We start from the raw sequence: 16,618 nt of genomic DNA on the forward strand, positions 1-16,618 counted from the left end.
CCGGCGGTGGTCCAGTGGCAAGAGGTTGCAGGCGCTGGACTACCGCGCCGGCACGTCGTCGTACGCCGGAAGCGTCCAGTCGACCGGCCCGGCACCCTGGTCCTCCAGCAACCGGTTGACGGTGCTGAAGGGCCGGGACCCGAAGAACCCGCGCCGCGCGCTGAGCGGCGAGGGGTGCGCCGACTCCACGCACGGCACCTCGCCGAGCAGCGGCTTGAGCCTCTGGGCGTGCCGGCCCCACAGGATCGCCGCGCAAGGACCGCCGCGGTCGGCGAGCGCGGTGATCGCCTGCTCGGTGACCGCCTCCCAGCCCTTGCCCTGGTGGCTGTTGGAGTCGCCCGGGCGCACCGTCAGGGTGCGGTTGAGCAGCATCACGCCCTGGTCGGCCCACGCCGACAGGTCGCCGTGCCGCGGCGGGACGATGCCGAGGTCGTCGCGGAGCTCGACGTAGATGTTGACCAGGCTCGGCGGCAGCGGCCACACGTGGCGCTCGACGGCGAAGCTCAGCCCGATCGGGTGCGCGGGGTTGGGGTAGGGGTCCTGCCCCACGACCAGGACGCGTACGTCGGCGAGCGGGCGCTGGAACGCCCGCATCACGAGGTCGCCCGCCGGCTGGTAGCCGCGCCCGGCGGCCACCTCCTCGCGCAGGAACCGGCCCATCGCCTCGATCCGGTCGTCGACGGGGGCCAGTGCCTCGGCCCAGTCGGGGGCCACCAGCCCCTTGTCGACCAGTCCGGCGAGCGCGCTCATCGGGCGTCCTTGCGGACGGGCCGCTGCAGGCGGTCGAGGAAGGCGACGAGCAGAGCCTCGCGCATGCGTGGTGACGCGACGTCGAGCATGGCGTTGACCTCCGCCATCCGACTCGGCAGCTCGAGGTCGCCGTCGTCCGACGCAGCCACGAGCCCCGACGCGGCGAGCAGGCCGTCGAAGTCGTCGTCACCGAGCGTCGCCGGGTCGAGCGCCTCGATGAAGGCCACGACACCGGCGTCCACCTCGACCGGGCCGGCCGCCTGCGCCGCCGCGACAGCCTCCGACAGTGCCGAGGCGAAGTCCTCGACGTGCGCCAGCGTCCCGGCGCTCACCGACAGGTGGATGCTCGGGCCGTCGTCACCGAAGGACAGCTGCGGCTGGACGTACCACCCGCGCGCCACCAGCTCGTCGGTCAGCGTGAACGGGTCGCACGACGCGTCGGTCGCCAACGTCACCAGGGTCGAGTCGGGTGGCACCACCAGCCGCAGCGCCGGCTCGCGCGAGATGCTCGCCACGATCGCGTCGACCGCCGTGAGGGCGCGGTCCGCGAGCTCGAGGTAGCCGGCGTCGCCGATGTGCTCGACGACGGCCCAGGTGCCGGCGACGGGACCGCCGGAGCGGGTCGACTGCGTCGTGGCGTTGAGCATCGTGTAGCCCGGCCACGCCGCCGAGGCGAAGAACTGCGGCTTGCGCAGCGCCGCGTCGCGGTGCAGCAGCAGGGAGGTGCCCTTCGGCGCGTAGGCGTACTTGTGGGTGTCGACTGAGATCGACGTGACGCCCTCGACGGCGAACGTCCACGGCGGCACCGTGCGCCCCAGCCGGGCGGCGTACGGCAGCACCCACCCGCCGATGCACGCGTCGACGTGGCAGCGCACCCCGCGCGCGGCGGCCGCCGCGGCGATCCCCGTCACCGGGTCCACGACCCCGTGCGCGTACGACGGCGCGCTGGCGACGACCAGCACGGTGTCGTCGTCGATCGCCGCGGTCATCGCTGCGACGTCGGCCCGGAAGTCCGGGCCCACCGGCACGAGGACCGCCTCGACCCCGAAGTAGTGCGCCGCCTTGTGGAACGCGGCGTGGGCCGTCGCCGGCAGCACCATCCGGGGTCGTACGACGTCGGGCCGGCTGTCGCGCGCACCTTGGACCGCCAGCAGGATCGACTCCGTGCCGCCCGATGTCACCGTCCCGACCGCGGAGGCCGGCGCGTCGAGCAGCCCGCACGCGAAGCCGACCAGCTCGTTCTCCATCTGCAGCAGCGAGGGGAACGCCGTCGGGTCGAGCGCGTTGGAGGCGGCGTAGGCGGCCACCGCCTCGCGGGCGACGCGGTCCACCTCGGGGTCGCCGGAGTCGTAGACGTAGGCCAGGGTGCGGCCCCCGTGCACCGGCAGGTCCCGGGCCTGGAGGGCGGCGAGCCTCTGCATCGTGTCGGTCACTGGACGGTTCCTTCCACGGCCGCCACGTCGGCGGGATCGAGGGCGTACTGGCGCAGCCACCACAGGCTCGCCACGATCAGGACCGCCGGGACGACGGAGAACCCCAGCGCGATCGCCGTCAACGCCGAGTCGGGCTGGGTGATGTCGCGCCCCTCGCTCGACAGGTAGCCGCCCAGCGCGAGCACCAGGGCGAAGACCGCCGGACCCACGGCCAGGCCGAGCGTCTCGCCGGCGGTCCAGACCCCGGTGTAGACGCCGGCCCGGTTCTCTCCCGTCACGGCGGCGTCGACCGCGGCGACGTCTGGCAGCATGGCCATCGGGAAGACCTGGCAGCCGGCGTAGCCCACACCGACGAGCCCGGTCGCGACGAAGGTCCAGACGTCGTTGCCGCCGCGCGCCAGCACGGCCAGGGCGGCCCCCGCGGCGAGCACCAGCGACGCGGCGACGTACCCCTGCTTCTTGCCGACGCGCGCGCCCCAGCGCGCCCACAGCGGGGTCAGCACGAGTGCCGGGCCGACGAAGCAGACGAACAGGATCGTGGCAGCAGTCGCGCTCCCCAGCAGGTCCTCGGCGACGTAGGCGACGCCGGCCAGCATGCAGCCGGTCGCGAGCGCCTGCAGGACGAAGGTGGTCAGCAGCACCCGGAAGTCGCGGGCCTGCGAGACGACGCGCAGCTGCTCACCCAACGACCCCGCGCCGGCACCCACGGCGCCGATCGGCGCACGCCGGGTGCCCCACCAAGCGCTCAGCACGCCCACCAGGATGACCACCGACATCACGACGCCCATCACGCGGTAGCCGTCGCGCCCGCCCACCGCGTCGCGGATCAGCGGCGCGGTCGCTCCGGCCGCCATGATGGTGAGCGCGAGGATCGCGACGCGCCACGTCATCAACCGCGTGCGCTCGTCGTAGGACGAGGTGATCTCGGCCGGCATCGCGACGTAGGGCACCTGGAAGAACGCGTACGCCGACGCCGCGAGCACGAAGAAGACGAGCACCCAGCCGGCCTCGAGCCACCGGCTGTCGAGGTCGGGCGCCGCGAAGATCAGCGCGAAGGCGCCGGCCAGCATCAGCCCGGCCCGCACCAGCCACGGCCGCCGGGGGCCGGCGGGGTCGACGGTGCGGTCGCTGACCCGTCCGGCGACCGGGTTGAGCACCACGTCCCAGGCCTTCGGCAGGAAGACGATGACGCCGGCCCACAGCGCGGCGATGCCGAGCTCGTCGGTGAGGTACGGCAGCAGCATCAGGCCCGGGACTGTGCCGAATGCGCCGGTGGCCACCGACCCGCTGCCGTAGCCGATGCGGACGCCGAGCGGCAGGCGTGTGGCGTCGACCGCCGTCCTCACCGTCCACCCAGCGCGCGCGAGCTCGCCGACCCGTAGCGACGCGAGGGGTTCGACCCGATCGACCCGGCCGAGGCCTCAGCGGCGGCGGCCGCCTTCGCCGCGCCCTTCTTCGCCGCCCCCTTCTTCTGCGAGCCCTTCTTCGGGGCCGGCTTCTTCGCAGCCGTCCGCTTCGTCGGCAGCGGGTCGCCCGACCACTCGTCCACCCACTCGTCGATGGCGGTCCAGGTCGTCCCGCGGGCGGCCCGGCCGGTCAGCATCCCGAGGTGGCCGCCGGGCACGACCTCGAAGCGCACCTGCGGCGAGCCGGACAGCAGCGGCACCACGGCGCGTACGGCCGGGAGCGGGGCGATGCCGTCGGTGTTGCCGGCGAAGACCAGCGTCGGCACCGAGATCGCGGCGAGGTCGATGGTGCGGTCACCGACCTCCATGCGGCCGGAGGCGAGCGCGTTGCCCTTGACGAAGCGGTGGTAGAGCTGCCCGAAGGTGCGGCCCGGGTAGGCCGTCATGTTGGACATGAACCGCGTGACGGCCTCCATCTGGGCGAGGTAGTCGGTGTCGTCGAGGTGGGTCAGCACCGCCAGCGGCTTGGTGAGGACCTTCTGCGCCGAGGCCGCGGTGAAGGCCCAGTTGACGAGCGGGGTCGGTACGCCGCCCAGGACCCGGTAGGCGCGGGTGACCAGCCCCGTCCCCTGCGTGAGGTTGAGCAGCGGACGCACGGGCGCGACGAGCGGCACCTTCGTCACGTCGACCGGCGAGCCGACCACGGTGATGGAGGCGATCGGCAGGTCCTGCCGGTCGGCGGCGACGAGGAGGGTGAAGATCCCGCCGAGGCTCCAACCCACGAGGTGCACCCCGCGCCCGCCTGCGTGCTCGTGGACGTTGCGGATGGCCTCGGGCAGCACCTCGTCGACCCAGTGCTCCATGCCCAGCGCCCGGTTCTTGAAGGAGACCTGGCCGTACTCCAGCAGGTAGGTCGGGCGCCCCTGCGTCACCAGGTGCTCGACGAGGGAGCAGCCGCGACGCAGGTCGTAGCAGAGCGCGGGAGCCGCCAGGGGAGTGACGAGCAGGACCGGGTCACCGGTCTCGGCGACGCCGGCGGCGGGGCGGTAGTGGTAGACCTCGCGCAGCTCGCCGTCGTCGATGAGCGTGCGGGGCATCGGCCGCAGGTCGGCCAGCCCGCCGTAGAGCAGCGTGTGCGCGACGTTGCCGGCCGCGGCGACCACCTGGTCGGGCTTGGGGATGAGGTCCATGGATGAAATCTACGTGGCGCAAATCCACGTGGAAGAAAAATCCTGGGCGGGTGCATCCAGTGGCGGGGTCGGGCCGGAGAAGAGGGTGACGGGCGCCAACCGGCGCCCCCGACGGAAGGATCCCCCATGAAGCGTCGCGTTCCCGCCATCCTCGCCGCCTCGGCCCTCGCCCTGGGTGCGGTGCAGGCCACGGCCCCCGCCGCGAGCGCCAAGGCCGCCGGTGAGGACAGCCTCGCCGCTCTCCTCACCTCGGACGGCAACACCTTCGACAAGAACAAGAACGACTTCGACATCGTCACCGAGGCCGCCCTGGCGATCGTCGGCGCCAAGCCCGACTCCCCGGTCGCCCTCCTCGCTGACGGGAGCAAGCGCCTGACGGTCTTCGCGCCGACCGACCAGGCCTTCCGCCTGCTCGCGGAGGACCTGACCGGCAAGACCATCAAGAGCGAGAAGAAGATCTTCGAGGCGCTCGTCGACCTCGCGGGTGTCGACACCATCGAGACCGTCCTGCTCTACCACGTCGTGCCCGGCGCGACCCTGACGAGCAACAAGGTGCTCAAGTCCGACGGCGCCAAGCTCACGACCGCCCAGGGCGGGAAGATCAAGGTCAAGGTCAAGATGAAGCCGAGCGTCAGCGTCACGCTCAAGGACCGTGACAAGAACGACCGTGACCCGAAGGCCGTGCTCAAGGCCCTCGACCTCAACAAGGGCAACAAGCAGGTCGCCCACGGCATCGACCGGGTGCTCCGCCCGATCGACCTCTGAGGAACAGCTCGACGGACGCCTGACGGGCGGGGAGCGACGATGACGATCATCCCGTTCCCCGCCCGCGCGGCACGCCGGTACGGTGGCCCGGTGGTCACCGAGGCGATGTCGTTCGAGGACGAGCAGGACCAGGTCGTCCTCGCGCTCGCCTCGCGTCTCGTCGCCGGCGACGAGACGGCCCTCGAGGAGGTCTACGACCGCTGGTCGGCCCTCGTGCACACCTACGCGCTGCGTGCCCTGCACGACCCCCACGACGCCGAGGAGGTCACCCAGCAGGTGTTCGTCGCGGCGTGGCGCAGCCGCCACACGCTGACCCCGAGCCCCGCTGCGCTGCCGGCCTGGCTCGTCGGGATCGCGCGGCACAAGGTCGCCGACGTGCGCGCCGCCCGCGCCCGCGACGCCGCCAGGCTCGCGGCCGTGGTGTCCTTGCCGGGTGCCCGCGACGGGGACCACCAATCCGCCGACGACGACGTCGCCGAACGACTCGTGGTCCGCCAGGCAGTCGAAGAGCTGCCGGACCCGCGCCGCACGATCATGTTCCTCGCCTTCTGGGAGGAGCACAGCCATGCCGAGATCGCCGAGAAGGTCGGCCTCCCTCTCGGCACCGTGAAGAGCCACGTACGTCGTGGCCTGATGAAGCTCCACCAACAGCTCGAGGGGGTGCGCCATGAGTCACGCTGATCCCGAGCAGCTCGCGGGGCTCGCACTCGACCCCACGGACGGTCCCGCCGACGTGCGCGAGCACGCCGAGACCTGCCCCGAGTGCGCCGGTCTGGTCGCCGCGTTCACCGGCGTACGCCGCCGCGCGGGCGCCGACGCCCTGGTCCCGCCTCCTGCCGGGCTGCGCGACCAGGTTCTGGCCGAGGTGCGCGCGGGCGATGCGCCGACCCCGCTCGCCCGGCCTGCTGCCGCCGAGCCGTCGGCCCGTCGGGGCGTGCCGCTCTGGCTCGCCGGCGTGGCTGCGGCGCTCGCCCTCCTCGCCGGCGTCGGGCTCGGGCGCATCGGCGTCGGGTCCACGGAGGCCCCGGAGGCCGTGCCACCGCCCGGCGACGCCGGCACCGTCGTGGCCGCGACCGCCCTCACCGCCCTCGACAGCGACGCCGAGCGCGGCGAGGCGAGCGCCGTGCAGACCGACGACACCTTCACCATCCGGGTCAGCGCCAGCGAGCTCGGCGACGAGCCGGGCGTGCACGAGGTGTGGCTGATCAACGTCGACGGCGAGCGGATGATCTCGATCGGCCTGCTGGCGTCGGGCGACGAGGGGGAGTTCGCCGTCCCCATGGACCTCATCGACGAGGGCTACCGCATCGTCGACATCTCGGTCGAGCCCGACGACGGCGACCCCACCCACTCCGGGGTGAGCATCGCCCGCGGCGAGCTCGCCTGATCCCCTCCATCGGGACGGGTCGTCCTCGACAACGCGTCGCGCGACGACTAGGAACAGGTCATGAAGTGGAGGTACGCCGTCCTCGGCGGCACGGCCGCGGCAGCAGCTGCGACGACCGTGCACGACCTGGTCCAGACGAAGCACGCGATCATCCGCAACTTCCCGATCATCGGGCACGCCCGGTTCTTCCTGGAGAGGTTCGGGCCCGAGCTGCGGCAGTACATCGTCACCAGCAACGACGAGGAGCGGCCGTTCAGCCGTGACCAGCGCCGCTGGGTCTACGCGAGCTCGAAGCTGGAGAACAACTACTTCGGCTTCGGCACCGACAACGACGTCGAGCGGGTCGAGGGCTACCCGATCATCAAGCACCGCACGTTCACCGGACCCGGCGCCGCGACCATGCCCCATGCCCAGGAGGAGATCGCGCTGCCGTGCGCCAAGGTCATGGGCGCGGCGCGCGGTCGCGCGCAGGCCTTCCGTCCGGGGTCGGTGGTCAACATCTCCGGGATGAGCTTCGGCTCCCTGTCGGGCAAGGCCATCGAGGCGCTCAACAAGGGCGCCGCCATGGCCGGGTGCCTGCAGAACACCGGTGAGGGCGCGCTGTCGCCGCACCACCGTCACGGTGGCGACGTCGTCTTCCAGATCGGCACGTCCTACTTCGGGTGCCGTGACGAGCACGGGCGCTTCGACATGGCCAGGCTCGTCGACCTCGTCCAGTCGGCGCCGGTGCGCGCCATCGAGGTCAAGCTGAGCCAGGGCGCGAAGCCCGGGCTCGGCGGGATGCTGCCGGGGGAGAAGGTCAGCCGCGAGATCGCCGAGATCCGCGGTATCCCCGAGGGCGAGGACTGCGCCTCGCCCAGCCGCCACGACGTCTTCGGCGACGTCGACTCGATGCTCGACTTCGTCGAGTCCGTGGCGCAGGCCACCGGCCTGCCGGTCGGCATCAAGTCCGCGGTCGGCAACCTCACGATGTGGGACGAGCTGACCGAGGCCATGTCGAGCGGCGGCCGGGGTGTCGACTTCGTCAACATCGACGGGGGCGAGGGCGGCACCGGCGCGGCTCCGATGATCTTCGCCGACTCGGTCGCCTACCCGTTCCGCATCGCCTTCTCCGAGGTCTACCGACGCTTTGCCGAGGCCGGGCTCACCGACGACGTGGTGTTCATCGGCGCCGGCAAGCTCGGCATCCCGGAGAACGCGATCGTGGCCTTCGCCCTCGGCGCCGACATGGTCAACGTCGGGCGCGAGGCGATGATGGCCATCGGGTGCATCCAGGCCCAGAAGTGCCACACCGACCACTGCCCGGTCGGCATCGCCACCCAGAACCCCCGCTACACCCGCGGCCTCGACGTCGGGCTCAAGAGCGTGCGCGCGGCCAACTACGTCCGCTCGCTGCGTCGCGACCTGCTCAAGGTGTCCGAGGCGATCGGTGTCGTCCACCCCGGCCTCATCGGCCCGCGCGACATCGACCTCCTCGACGGCACCCGTACGGCGGTCGGGCTCGGCACCGCGTACGGCTACGACCCCGCGTGGCAGCGGCTCGGCCCGCGGCTGGTCAAGGAGGTCGAGGAGATCATGGTCGCCCAGGACGCCACCCACGGCGCCGCCGAGGGGACGAGCCCGCGGGCCTGACTAGCCCGAGCGCGACTGGCGGACGGTCTTGTCGTGCTGCTCGGGCAGCTCCTCGAGCTCGCGGAGGAAGTCGGCGGCCCACTTCGCCACGTCGTGCTGGACGACGGTCCTGCGCATCGCCCGCATCCGGCGCGACGTCTCCTTCTTGTCCGCCGCGAAGGCGTCGAGCAGCGCGGACTTCATGCCGTCGATGTCGTAGGGGTTGACCAGCCAGGCCTGGCGCAGCTCCTGGGCCGCGCCGGCGAACTCCGAGAGCACGAGCGCGCCGTCGTCGTCAAAGCGGCAGGCGACGTACTCCTTGGCGACGAGGTTCATCCCGTCACGGAACGGCGTCACCACCATGATGTCGGCGGCGCGGTAGAGCGCCGCCATCTCCTCGCGCGGGTAGGAGGAGTGCATGTAGGAGATCGCCGGTCGCCCGATCCGGCCGTGGTCGCCGTTGATCCGGCCCACGAGCAGCTCGATCTCGTCGCGCAGGATGCGGTACTGCTCGACCCGCTCGCGCGAGGGGGTCGCGACCTGCACGAAGACCGCGTCCTCCACGTCGAGCTTGCCGTCGCGCACCAGCTCGCCGAAGGCACGCAGCCGCGAGTGGATGCCCTTGGTGTAGTCGAGCCGGTCGACCCCCAGGAAGATCCGCCGCGGGTTGCCGAGCGCCTCGCGGATCTCCTTGGCGCGCTCGGTCACCGCCTCCGAGCGGGCGAGCTCCTCGAACCCGGCGGTGTCGATCGAGATGGGGAACGCGGTCGCCTTCACCGGCCGGCCGTCGGGCAGGTAGATGGTGTCGCGGTGCGTCTTGTGGCCGACGCGGCTGCGCACGAGGCGTACGAAGTTGGCGGCGGCGCCGGGCAGCTGGAAGCCGATCAGGTCCGCGCCGAGCAGTCCCTCCAGGATCTGGCGGCGCCACGGCAGCTGGGAGAAGAGCTCGGCCGGCGGGAACGGGATGTGGAGGTAGAAGCCGATGCGCAGGTCGGGGCGCTGGGCGCGCAGCATCTGGGGCACGAGCTGGAGCTGGTAGTCCTGCACCCACACGGTCGCGCCCTCGGCCGCCACCTCGGCGGCCCGGTCGGCGAAGCGCCGGTTGACCGCGACGTAGGAGTCCCACCACTCGCGGTGGAACTCCGGCTTGGCGATCACGTCGTGGTAGAGCGGCCACAGCGTGCCGTTGGAGAAGCCCTCGTAGAACTCCTCGACCTCACGCGCGCTCAGTGCCACCGGGACCAGGGAGAGCCCGTCCTCCACGAACGGCTCGAAGTCCTCGTCGTCGGCCGAGCCCGGCCAGCCGATCCAGGCCCCGTCGTTGGCGCGCAGCACCGGCTCGAGGGCGGTCACCAGCCCGCCGGGGGAGGTGCGCCACGACGCGGTCCCGTCGGGGGCGACGACCCGGTCCACGGGCAGCCGGTTGGCCACGATCACGAGGTCTGCCTGCGGAGCTCCACTCACGTCGCCAACCCTAGCGACGGCCGGCGAGTCGCAGACCACCCCGCGGTGTCCCGCCCCACGAGAGCGCCGCGGGTTTTGTCCAGACGACTCGCCGGAGGCGAATGACATCGTTGTCGTTCGTCGCCTAGACTCATGCCGTCCGCCCGGTCACGGGTGGATGTGGGGTCGAGGAGGAGATGTCCGATGGACGCAGCCGAGCACATCGCAGCCGGGCAGGAGACTGCTGCCGGGCTCAGCCAGCGCGATCGCGACATCCTGGAGTTCGAGCGCCACTGGTGGAAGTACGCCGGCGCCAAGGAGCAGGCGGTCCGCGAGAACTTCGACATGTCCTCGACCCGCTACTACCAGGTCCTCAACGCCCTGATCGACCGCCCCGAGGCCCTCGAGGCCGACCCCCTGCTCGTACGCCGCCTCCGCCGGCTGCGTGCCTCCCGCCAGCGGCAGCGCTCGGCGCGCCGCCTCGGCTTCGAGGTCTGACACCGCGACACCTGAGACCGCCTCCTTCGTCACGGCCCGCCCACTCACGATTGGTCACCTTCCCCATGGCCTCCTTCCCCAGCACCGGCCGCACCACCTCGCCCCGTCGACGTGACGAGCGCGGCGTGGCCTTCCCGTCCCCCCTCGTGATGCTGTCGGTCCTCGCCGTCGCGATGGCCTCGATCACCTTCGTCGCCACCCGCGACCAGGCGCCGACCGAGCGCCGTGTCGACACCGCGACGATCGCGAGCGCCGGCCAGACGCCGAGCCCCACCGCGGAGCCGGCCCCGACCCCGACGAAGACGCCCAAGCCCAAGCCCAAGCCGCAGCTCGAGCGGGGCGAGGTCTACGTCGAGGTCTACAACAACTCCGGCATCCGGGGCCTGGCCGCAGAGACGGCCACCAAGGCCACCGGTGTCGGCTGGGCCGTGGTCGGCGAGGACAACTGGCAGGGCCTGATCCCCACCAGCACCGTCTACTTCCCGCCCCGGCTCAAGGCGGCCGGCAAGCAGCTCGCCCTCGACCTGGGGATCAAGCGCACCGCCCCGGCCGTCGGCGTGATGAAGCGCGACCGGCTCACCGTCATCCTGACGGCCGACGCCCCGCGCTGATCCCAGTCGGCCCCGGACAGGCTCCGCATCCGCGGACCTTCCGTGGTTGGGTTGACCCCATGGAGTTCACCTCCGACGACGCGCGCGCCCACTACGACGCCGTACGCGACGTCCTCGACGGAGTCGTCGTGGGCCTCGACTTCGACGGCACGCTTTCACCGGTCGTCGACGACCCCGAGGCCGCCCGGCTCCACCCGGCGGCCCCGGGAGCCCTCCTCGAGCTCGCCGAGGTGGTGCGAGCAGTCGCGGTGATCACCGGCCGACCGGCACGCCAGGCCATCGCCATGGGCGACCTCGACGCGCTCGGCAACGCGATGCTCGACCGTGGTGCCGAGCTGTTCGTCTTCGGCCAGTACGGCAACGAGCGCTGGTCGGCGACCGAGCAGCGGATCCGGTCGCCGCGGCCCCCGGCCGGGCTGGCCAGCTTCGAGCGCGAGCTGCCCGCGGTCCTGCGCGGCGCCGGTGCCGCCGAGGCGTTCGTCGAGGAAAAGGGTCTCGCCGTCGCGGTGCACACGCGCCGCATGGACGACCCGGTCGGCGCCTTCGAGCGCCTGGTCAAGCCCATCGCCGCGCTCGCCGAGCGCCACCACCTGACGATCGAGCCCGGCCGCAACGTCATCGAGATCCGCTCGGGCGACATGCACAAGGGCCAGTCGCTGCGGACCTTCGTCGCCGAGCAGGAGGCCACCGGGGTGATCTTCGGCGGTGACGACCTCGGTGACGTCGAGGCCTTCGAGGCGGTCCGCTCGCTGCGCGCCGAGGGCCTGCCCGGCCTGGTCGTGTGCTCCGCCTCCACCGAGCAGCCCGACCTCGTCCGGCTCGCCGACGTCGTCGTGGACGGCCCCCCTGGCGTCGTCGAGCTCCTGTCCGGCCTCGCCGCGCGGCGCTGACCGTACGACGGACCCCGCGCTGACCACATCGTGGACTCGATGTGCGCATCGTGAGACGCCCTGCCTAGGCTGAGCCTGCTCATCACGAGGGACTGAGGGAACGGCCCGACGAAGTCCCGGCAACCACCCGCGAGCCTCCTGTCCGCCTCACGGCCGGCAGTCGCGGGAGCAGGTGCCAAATCCGACCCCAGCGAGAGTCGCGGGGACAGATGAGAAGGAGGACTTCATGAGCACCCTGCTGGACGACACCACCACCACGCCGAAGAAGCAGCTGCGCGAGGGGGCCTTCGGCAACGCCCGAGCGCTCGCCTGTCGCGAGTGCGGGCACGAGGTCACCCTGGGGCCGTCGTACGCCTGTCCGGAGTGCTTCGGGCCCCTCGAGGTGTCCTACGACTTCCCCGTCGTGACCCGCGAGGAGATCGCCGCCGGGCCGCGCAACATCTGGCGCTACAAGGCGCTGCTGCCGGTCCCGACCGACATCGAGCAGAGCCCCAACACCGAGCCCGGCTTCACGCGCCTGCTGGAGGCGAAGAACCTCGCCCGCGAGCTCGGCCTCGAGAAGCTGTGGGTCAAGGACGACTCCACCAACCCCACCAACTCCTTCAAGGACCGGGTCGTGGCCTGCGCGCTGAGCGCCGCCCGTGAGCTCGGCGCCAAGGTCTTCGCCTGCCCGTCCACGGGCAACCTCGCCAACGCCGTCGCCGCGGCCGGTGCGCGCGCAGGGATCCCCACGGTGGTGTTCATCCCGAGCAACCTCGAGACGCCCAAGAAGGTCAACTCGGCGGTCTTCACCGAGAAGCTCGTCGCGGTCGACGGCAACTACGACGACGTCAACAAGCTCGCCTCCGAGATCGCCGGTGAGGAGGAGGGCTGGGCGTTCGTCAACGTCAACGTGCGCCCCTTCTACGCCGAGGGCTCCAAGACGCTGGGCTACGAGATCGCCGAGCAGCTCGGCTGGCGCCTGCCCGACCAGATCGTCATCCCCGTCGCGTCCGGCTCCCAGCTCACCAAGGTCGACAAGGCCTTCCAGGAGCTGATCGCCCTCGGTCTGGTCGAGGACAAGCCCTACAAGGTGTACGGCGCCCAGGCCGCCGGCTGCTCCCCGGTCTCGGTGGCCTACAAGGCCGAGACCGACGCGATCCGCCCGGTCAAGCCCGACACCATCGCCAAGAGCCTCGCCATCGGCAACCCCGCGGACGGCATCTACGTGCTCGACATCTGCCGGCGCACCGGCGGCGCGGTCGAGGACATCACCGACGAGGAGGTGCGCGAGGCGATCGTGCTGCTGGCGCGCACGGAGGGCATCTTCACCGAGACCGCCGGCGGCACGACCGTCGGCGTGCTCAAGAAGCTCGTCGAGACCGGCCAGCTCGACTCCTCGCTCGAGACCGTCGTGATCAACACCGGCCACGGTCTCAAGACCCTCGACGCTGTCTCCGACCGCGTCGGGCCCGCCGCCACCATCGCCCCGTCCTACGACGCCTTCGTGGCGTCCAACGTCCTCTGAGCGCACTCTGGTGGAGTGTCTGCTGCGTTGTCGGCACGTGACGACCCGCTCCGCTCAAAGGTCGCCTGCGTACCTCCGCCTTGCAGCCACACTCACCAGAGCACGCTCACATTCTCACTGAACGAAGGAAGACCTCATGGCTGTCTCGGTACGGATCCCCACCATCCTGCGCACCTACACCGGCGGCGAGTCCGAGGTGAGCGCCGAGGGCGACACCCTCGCGGCGGTCCTCGACGACCTCGACTCGAGCTACTCGGGCATCAAGGGCCGGATCCTCGACGAGGCGGGCCAGCTGCGCCGCTTCGTCAACGTCTACGTCGGCAACGACGACGTCCGGTTCCTCGACGAGCTGCAGACCGCGACGCCTGACGGCGTCCAGATCTCGGTGATCCCGGCAGTCGCCGGCGGCTGAGGCCCTGGCTGCAGGCCGTCACGAGGCTCGTACGTCGACCACGGCGGCGTTGCCGCGCCCGTCGACCCGCAGCTCGGCGACCGCTCCGTCGCGCAGCTGGTCCTCGACCGCCCGCGCCTCGTCCTGCGGCAGGAACCAGCTCTCGATGCCGCACCGGATCTGCCACGAGCGGTCGTCGCAGGCGAGGTAGGGACCGTCGTCCGGCCGGGTGCGGGACCACGCGTCGGCCACCCAGATCCCGTCCTCCTCGACCAGGCTGACGTAGACCTCGCCGGACTCGCCGTCGTCGAGGGCGCCGAGGCCCGGCTCCACGAAGGACTGCGACGTGTTGTGGCGGAGGTCGGGGTAGTCGAGAGCGACGTAGGCGCCGCGGAACGGGTCGATCGGGTCGACGGGCGCCACGCGCACGACGTAGGCGTCGCCCGCGATCCGGGCGGAGAGCTGCGGCGCGACGCCCACGCCGACCAGGACGAGCTGGCTGACGGCGACGATGCCGGTGACGGCGATGCGGTTCATCGGGCTGCTCCTTCGGCTCCGGTGGAGGAGTCGTTGTCGAGGGCGTGTGCCAGCTGTCGGCGGGCCCGGTCGAACAGGAAGCCGGTCGCCAGGAAGACGGTGCCGAGCACCACGAACAGCCAGGCACCGGTGACGATCGGCGCGAACACCGCGAAGCTCTGGAAGGTCGTGAAGATCACCAGCCCCACCATCGCCATCCAGATGAGGGGCGGGTGGTCGCGGACCGTGCCGAGCGCGACCAGTCCGACGGCGAGGACGACGTAGGCGATGACCGAGACCGCCGCATGTCCCCAGTCGGCGGCGTCCACCGAGGACGTGTCGGTCCCGGTGGTCCAGAGCGCGATGAGGGTGGCCACGACGAGCACGACGATGGCACCGAGGGGCTCGAGCACGCGCAGGCCCGGACGGGTGAGCACGGCGGCCAGCGCTGCGACGCCGGCGGCGACGAGCGCGACCACCAGCCAGGGCGTCCACTGGACGCCGTCCGAGCCGATGTCGGGGATCGCGGCGGCGAAGAGCGCCAGCAGCGCCATCCCGCCGCCCACCGTGCGCCAGGCCCAGGCGTAGGAGTCGATCCACCCGTCGTGCAGCACGGCCAGGCTCGAGGCCAGGACGGCGCCGGCGCCGAGGAGGAGGACCACAGTGAGGCCGTTGGGTGCGTCCCACAGCGGCTGCCAGAACCACCACACCACGCCGGTCACCAGGCCGACGAAGAACGGCATGTGCGACCGGGTCAGGTAGCCGTGGAGCAGGGTCCCGGCCGACCAGAGGCCGACGAGGCGAGGCTCGTAGGCGGGAACCTGCAGCGACTGGGCCGCCTGGAACAGGACCGCACCGGCGCCGAGGGAGGCGAGGAGGCGTGCGGCGCCGACCAGCGGCGGGGAGGCGCGCCGGGCGGCCAGCACCTCGCCGCCCACCAGGAAGGCGAGCCAGAGGGTCGCGACCGTCACGAAGCGAGCGATGGGGGAGAGCTCGTCGAGGTTGGCGGCGACCAGCCAGATCAGTCCGACGCCGACGAAGCCGGCGCCCAGGTAGAGCAGGACCCGGCCCACGCTGATGCGCGCGTGGTGCTCGGAGCGGTAACGCGACGAGATGCGGGTCGCCTGCTCCTCGCTGATGATCCCCTGCGAGGTCCAGTCGGCGAGCTCGGTGCGCAGCCAGGCGAGCTGCTGCGGCGCGACCGGGCGGGTGACGACGGCCGGTGACGATGACGAGGTGTCGGTCATGCCTCCACCCTCCCGCGCCGTGGCGGGACTGTCCTGAGTACATCGACCCATCTGTGGGGTGCCGTTGGGTCTCGGGACGCCCGCGGTTGCGCGGGCGTTCAGGTCCGTCTGGTTCACATGTGCCGTGGGGAGCACACACCTGACCCGGGCCGGCGTCGCGCTGGCCGTCCTCGGCGGCGTCGCGGGAGGAACGGCGTACGGCGCCCGGGAGCTGCTGCAGCGGCAGGCCGCGCAGGCCCGGCGGGCGATCGGCAAGCCGCTCGGCGAGCAGGCCCCGGACGCCGACCGGCACTACAAGCGGAAGTACGGCGAGCCGGTCGACCTGCTGGTGCTCGGCGACTCGATCGCGGCGGGGCTCGGCGCGGAGAAGGCGAAGCACACCCTGGGCAGCCGACTGGCGCGCGGCATCGCTGCCGACGCCGGAAGGTCGGTGCGGTTGCGGACCGCCGCCCTGGTGGGCTCCGAGAGCAGCATGCTCGGCGCGCAGCTCGCCTCGCTTCCTCCGGGCTACCGCCCGGACGTGGCCGTCATCGTCGTCGGCGGCAACGACGTCACCCACCGGGTGCCGGTCGCGGAGTCCGTACGCCACCTGGCGGAGGCGGTCGCCGACCTGCGGGCCCGTGGGGCCGAGGTCGTCGTCGGCACGTGCCCGGACCTCGGGGCGCTGCGACCGGTGCCGCAACCCCTCCGGACGCTCGGGTCGCGGGCCTCCCGGCAGCTCGCGGACGCCCAGCGGGCGGCCGCCCTCGAGCAGGGCGCGAGGGTGGTGTCGCTGGCCCACGTGGTGGGGCCCTTCTTCATCACCAACCCGGACGAGATGTTCAGCCTCGACCGCTTCCACCCGAGCGCCCACGGCTACAAGCGGACCGCGAAGGCGATGCTCCCCTCGGTGCTCGCGGCCCTCGGTGTCGTGGCCGACGTGCCGTTCGGGCACCACGCACCCGGGGTGGGCGGGTCAGGCTAGGGTTCCCGG

Annotated in this window: 17 protein-coding genes and 1 riboswitch; of the genes, 10 read left to right on the forward strand and 7 right to left on the reverse strand. The window is 72.1% G+C overall.

From position 1 onward, the window contains the following. Window positions 1-39: 39 nt before the first annotated feature. Genes ACNKF0_RS03525 through ACNKF0_RS03540 form a run of 4 tightly spaced genes read right to left on the reverse strand, consistent with a single transcriptional unit; the run spans window position 40 to window position 4,779 of the window. Window positions 40-750, reverse strand: coding sequence for a uracil-DNA glycosylase (locus ACNKF0_RS03525; protein ID WP_416955802.1), 711 nt, complete (start codon window positions 748-750; stop codon window positions 40-42). Further along, window positions 747-2,183, reverse strand: coding sequence for a pyridoxal phosphate-dependent decarboxylase family protein (locus tag ACNKF0_RS03530; protein ID WP_416955804.1), 1,437 nt, complete (start codon window positions 2,181-2,183; stop codon window positions 747-749). Before ACNKF0_RS03530 ends, ACNKF0_RS03525 begins: the two co-directional genes overlap by 4 nt. Beyond that, entirely contained in the window at window positions 2,180-3,529 is a 1,350-nt protein-coding gene (locus ACNKF0_RS03535) for an MFS transporter (RefSeq protein WP_416955806.1), read from the reverse strand. Before ACNKF0_RS03535 ends, ACNKF0_RS03530 begins: the two co-directional genes overlap by 4 nt. Further along, on the reverse strand, window positions 3,526-4,779 hold the full coding sequence (locus ACNKF0_RS03540; protein ID WP_416955808.1) for an alpha/beta fold hydrolase: 1,254 nt from the start codon (window positions 4,777-4,779) through the stop codon (window positions 3,526-3,528). Before ACNKF0_RS03540 ends, ACNKF0_RS03535 begins: the two co-directional genes overlap by 4 nt. A gap of 126 nt (window positions 4,780-4,905) precedes the next feature. On the opposite strand from ACNKF0_RS03540, the gene ACNKF0_RS03545 reads away from it, so the two are divergent. From ACNKF0_RS03545 to ACNKF0_RS03560, 4 genes are read left to right on the forward strand one after another with little or no spacing between them, the layout of a single operon-like run. Next, window positions 4,906-5,544 carry a fasciclin domain-containing protein gene (locus ACNKF0_RS03545; protein WP_416955810.1) on the forward strand — a complete coding sequence of 213 codons (639 nt, stop codon included), beginning with the start codon at window positions 4,906-4,908 and terminating at the stop codon, window positions 5,542-5,544. 39 nt (window positions 5,545-5,583) lie between these two features. Then, the gene (locus tag ACNKF0_RS03550) at window positions 5,584-6,225 is read left to right on the forward strand and encodes an RNA polymerase sigma factor (protein ID WP_416955812.1); all 642 of its coding nucleotides are present in this window, start codon (window positions 5,584-5,586) and stop codon (window positions 6,223-6,225) included. Next, window positions 6,212-6,931 (forward strand): anti-sigma factor domain-containing protein, encoded by a 720-nt coding sequence (locus ACNKF0_RS03555; RefSeq protein WP_416955814.1) that lies wholly within the window; start codon window positions 6,212-6,214, stop codon window positions 6,929-6,931. Before ACNKF0_RS03550 ends, ACNKF0_RS03555 begins: the two co-directional genes overlap by 14 nt. 60 nt (window positions 6,932-6,991) lie before the next feature. Then, on the forward strand, window positions 6,992-8,563 hold the full coding sequence (locus ACNKF0_RS03560) for a glutamate synthase-related protein (protein ID WP_416955816.1): 1,572 nt from the start codon (window positions 6,992-6,994) through the stop codon (window positions 8,561-8,563). On the opposite strand, the gene ACNKF0_RS03565 is transcribed toward ACNKF0_RS03560, so the two are convergent. Continuing rightward, window positions 8,564-10,006, reverse strand: coding sequence for an alpha,alpha-trehalose-phosphate synthase (UDP-forming) (locus ACNKF0_RS03565; RefSeq protein WP_416955818.1), 1,443 nt, complete (start codon window positions 10,004-10,006; stop codon window positions 8,564-8,566). A gap of 183 nt (window positions 10,007-10,189) precedes the next feature. On the opposite strand from ACNKF0_RS03565, the gene ACNKF0_RS03570 reads away from it, so the two are divergent. The 5 genes from ACNKF0_RS03570 (at window position 10,190) to ACNKF0_RS03590 (ending at window position 13,903) form a co-directional block, all read left to right on the forward strand. Next, on the forward strand, window positions 10,190-10,483 hold the full coding sequence (locus ACNKF0_RS03570; RefSeq protein ID WP_299922899.1) for a DUF3263 domain-containing protein: 294 nt from the start codon (window positions 10,190-10,192) through the stop codon (window positions 10,481-10,483). 65 nt (window positions 10,484-10,548) lie between these two features. Then, on the forward strand, window positions 10,549-11,094 hold the full coding sequence (locus ACNKF0_RS03575; protein WP_416955821.1) for a LytR C-terminal domain-containing protein: 546 nt from the start codon (window positions 10,549-10,551) through the stop codon (window positions 11,092-11,094). Window positions 11,095-11,153: 59 nt separating this feature from the next. Continuing rightward, the gene (otsB, locus tag ACNKF0_RS03580; RefSeq protein ID WP_416955823.1) at window positions 11,154-11,984 is read left to right on the forward strand and encodes a trehalose-phosphatase; all 831 of its coding nucleotides are present in this window, start codon (window positions 11,154-11,156) and stop codon (window positions 11,982-11,984) included. Window positions 11,985-12,060: 76 nt separating this feature from the next. Beyond that, a riboswitch (SAM riboswitch) is annotated at window positions 12,061-12,200 on the forward strand. Window positions 12,201-12,210: 10 nt separating this feature from the next. After that, window positions 12,211-13,491, forward strand: a complete 1,281-nt coding sequence (thrC, locus tag ACNKF0_RS03585) for a threonine synthase (RefSeq protein WP_416955825.1) — start codon at window positions 12,211-12,213, stop codon at window positions 13,489-13,491. Between the two features lie 136 nt (window positions 13,492-13,627). Beyond that, window positions 13,628-13,903, forward strand: coding sequence for a MoaD/ThiS family protein (locus tag ACNKF0_RS03590; protein WP_299922890.1), 276 nt, complete (start codon window positions 13,628-13,630; stop codon window positions 13,901-13,903). 18 nt (window positions 13,904-13,921) lie between these two features. Here the strand turns inward: ACNKF0_RS03590 and ACNKF0_RS03595 are convergent, their stop codons facing one another. Both ACNKF0_RS03595 and ACNKF0_RS03600 read right to left on the reverse strand, forming a co-directional pair. Next, window positions 13,922-14,419 carry a GDYXXLXY domain-containing protein gene (locus tag ACNKF0_RS03595; protein ID WP_416955828.1) on the reverse strand — a complete coding sequence of 166 codons (498 nt, stop codon included), beginning with the start codon at window positions 14,417-14,419 and terminating at the stop codon, window positions 13,922-13,924. Continuing rightward, window positions 14,416-15,645: a DUF2157 domain-containing protein gene (locus tag ACNKF0_RS03600; RefSeq protein ID WP_416955830.1), complete on the reverse strand. Its 1,230-nt coding sequence runs from the start codon at window positions 15,643-15,645 to the stop codon at window positions 14,416-14,418. Before ACNKF0_RS03600 ends, ACNKF0_RS03595 begins: the two co-directional genes overlap by 4 nt. Before the next feature lie 124 nt (window positions 15,646-15,769). On the opposite strand from ACNKF0_RS03600, the gene ACNKF0_RS03605 reads away from it, so the two are divergent. Then, on the forward strand, window positions 15,770-16,609 hold the full coding sequence (locus ACNKF0_RS03605) for an SGNH/GDSL hydrolase family protein (RefSeq protein WP_416955832.1): 840 nt from the start codon (window positions 15,770-15,772) through the stop codon (window positions 16,607-16,609). Window positions 16,610-16,618 lie beyond the last annotated feature (9 nt).

The organism is Nocardioides sp. T5 (assembly GCF_048161455.1).
Lineage (GTDB): Bacteria > Actinomycetota > Actinomycetes > Propionibacteriales > Nocardioidaceae > Nocardioides.

Excerpts from the sequence above, each read along its gene's own strand:
- otsB (WP_416955823.1), top strand. The coding sequence starts at position 11,154 with ATGGAGTTCACCTCCGACGACGCGCGCGCCCACTACGACGCCGTACGC.
- ACNKF0_RS03555 (WP_416955814.1), top strand. The coding sequence starts at position 6,212 with ATGAGTCACGCTGATCCCGAGCAGCTCGCGGGGCTCGCACTCGACCCC.
- ACNKF0_RS03525 (WP_416955802.1), bottom strand. The coding sequence starts at position 750 with ATGAGCGCGCTCGCCGGACTGGTCGACAAGGGGCTGGTGGCCCCCGAC.
- ACNKF0_RS03560 (WP_416955816.1), top strand. The coding sequence starts at position 6,992 with ATGAAGTGGAGGTACGCCGTCCTCGGCGGCACGGCCGCGGCAGCAGCT.
- ACNKF0_RS03540 (WP_416955808.1), bottom strand. The coding sequence starts at position 4,779 with ATGGACCTCATCCCCAAGCCCGACCAGGTGGTCGCCGCGGCCGGCAAC.
- ACNKF0_RS03595 (WP_416955828.1), bottom strand. The coding sequence starts at position 14,419 with ATGAACCGCATCGCCGTCACCGGCATCGTCGCCGTCAGCCAGCTCGTC.
- thrC (WP_416955825.1), top strand. The coding sequence starts at position 12,211 with ATGAGCACCCTGCTGGACGACACCACCACCACGCCGAAGAAGCAGCTG.
- ACNKF0_RS03590 (WP_299922890.1), top strand. The coding sequence starts at position 13,628 with ATGGCTGTCTCGGTACGGATCCCCACCATCCTGCGCACCTACACCGGC.
- ACNKF0_RS03545 (WP_416955810.1), top strand. The coding sequence starts at position 4,906 with ATGAAGCGTCGCGTTCCCGCCATCCTCGCCGCCTCGGCCCTCGCCCTG.
- ACNKF0_RS03550 (WP_416955812.1), top strand. The coding sequence starts at position 5,584 with ATGACGATCATCCCGTTCCCCGCCCGCGCGGCACGCCGGTACGGTGGC.
- ACNKF0_RS03600 (WP_416955830.1), bottom strand. The coding sequence starts at position 15,645 with ATGACCGACACCTCGTCATCGTCACCGGCCGTCGTCACCCGCCCGGTC.
- ACNKF0_RS03575 (WP_416955821.1), top strand. The coding sequence starts at position 10,549 with ATGGCCTCCTTCCCCAGCACCGGCCGCACCACCTCGCCCCGTCGACGT.
- ACNKF0_RS03570 (WP_299922899.1), top strand. The coding sequence starts at position 10,190 with ATGGACGCAGCCGAGCACATCGCAGCCGGGCAGGAGACTGCTGCCGGG.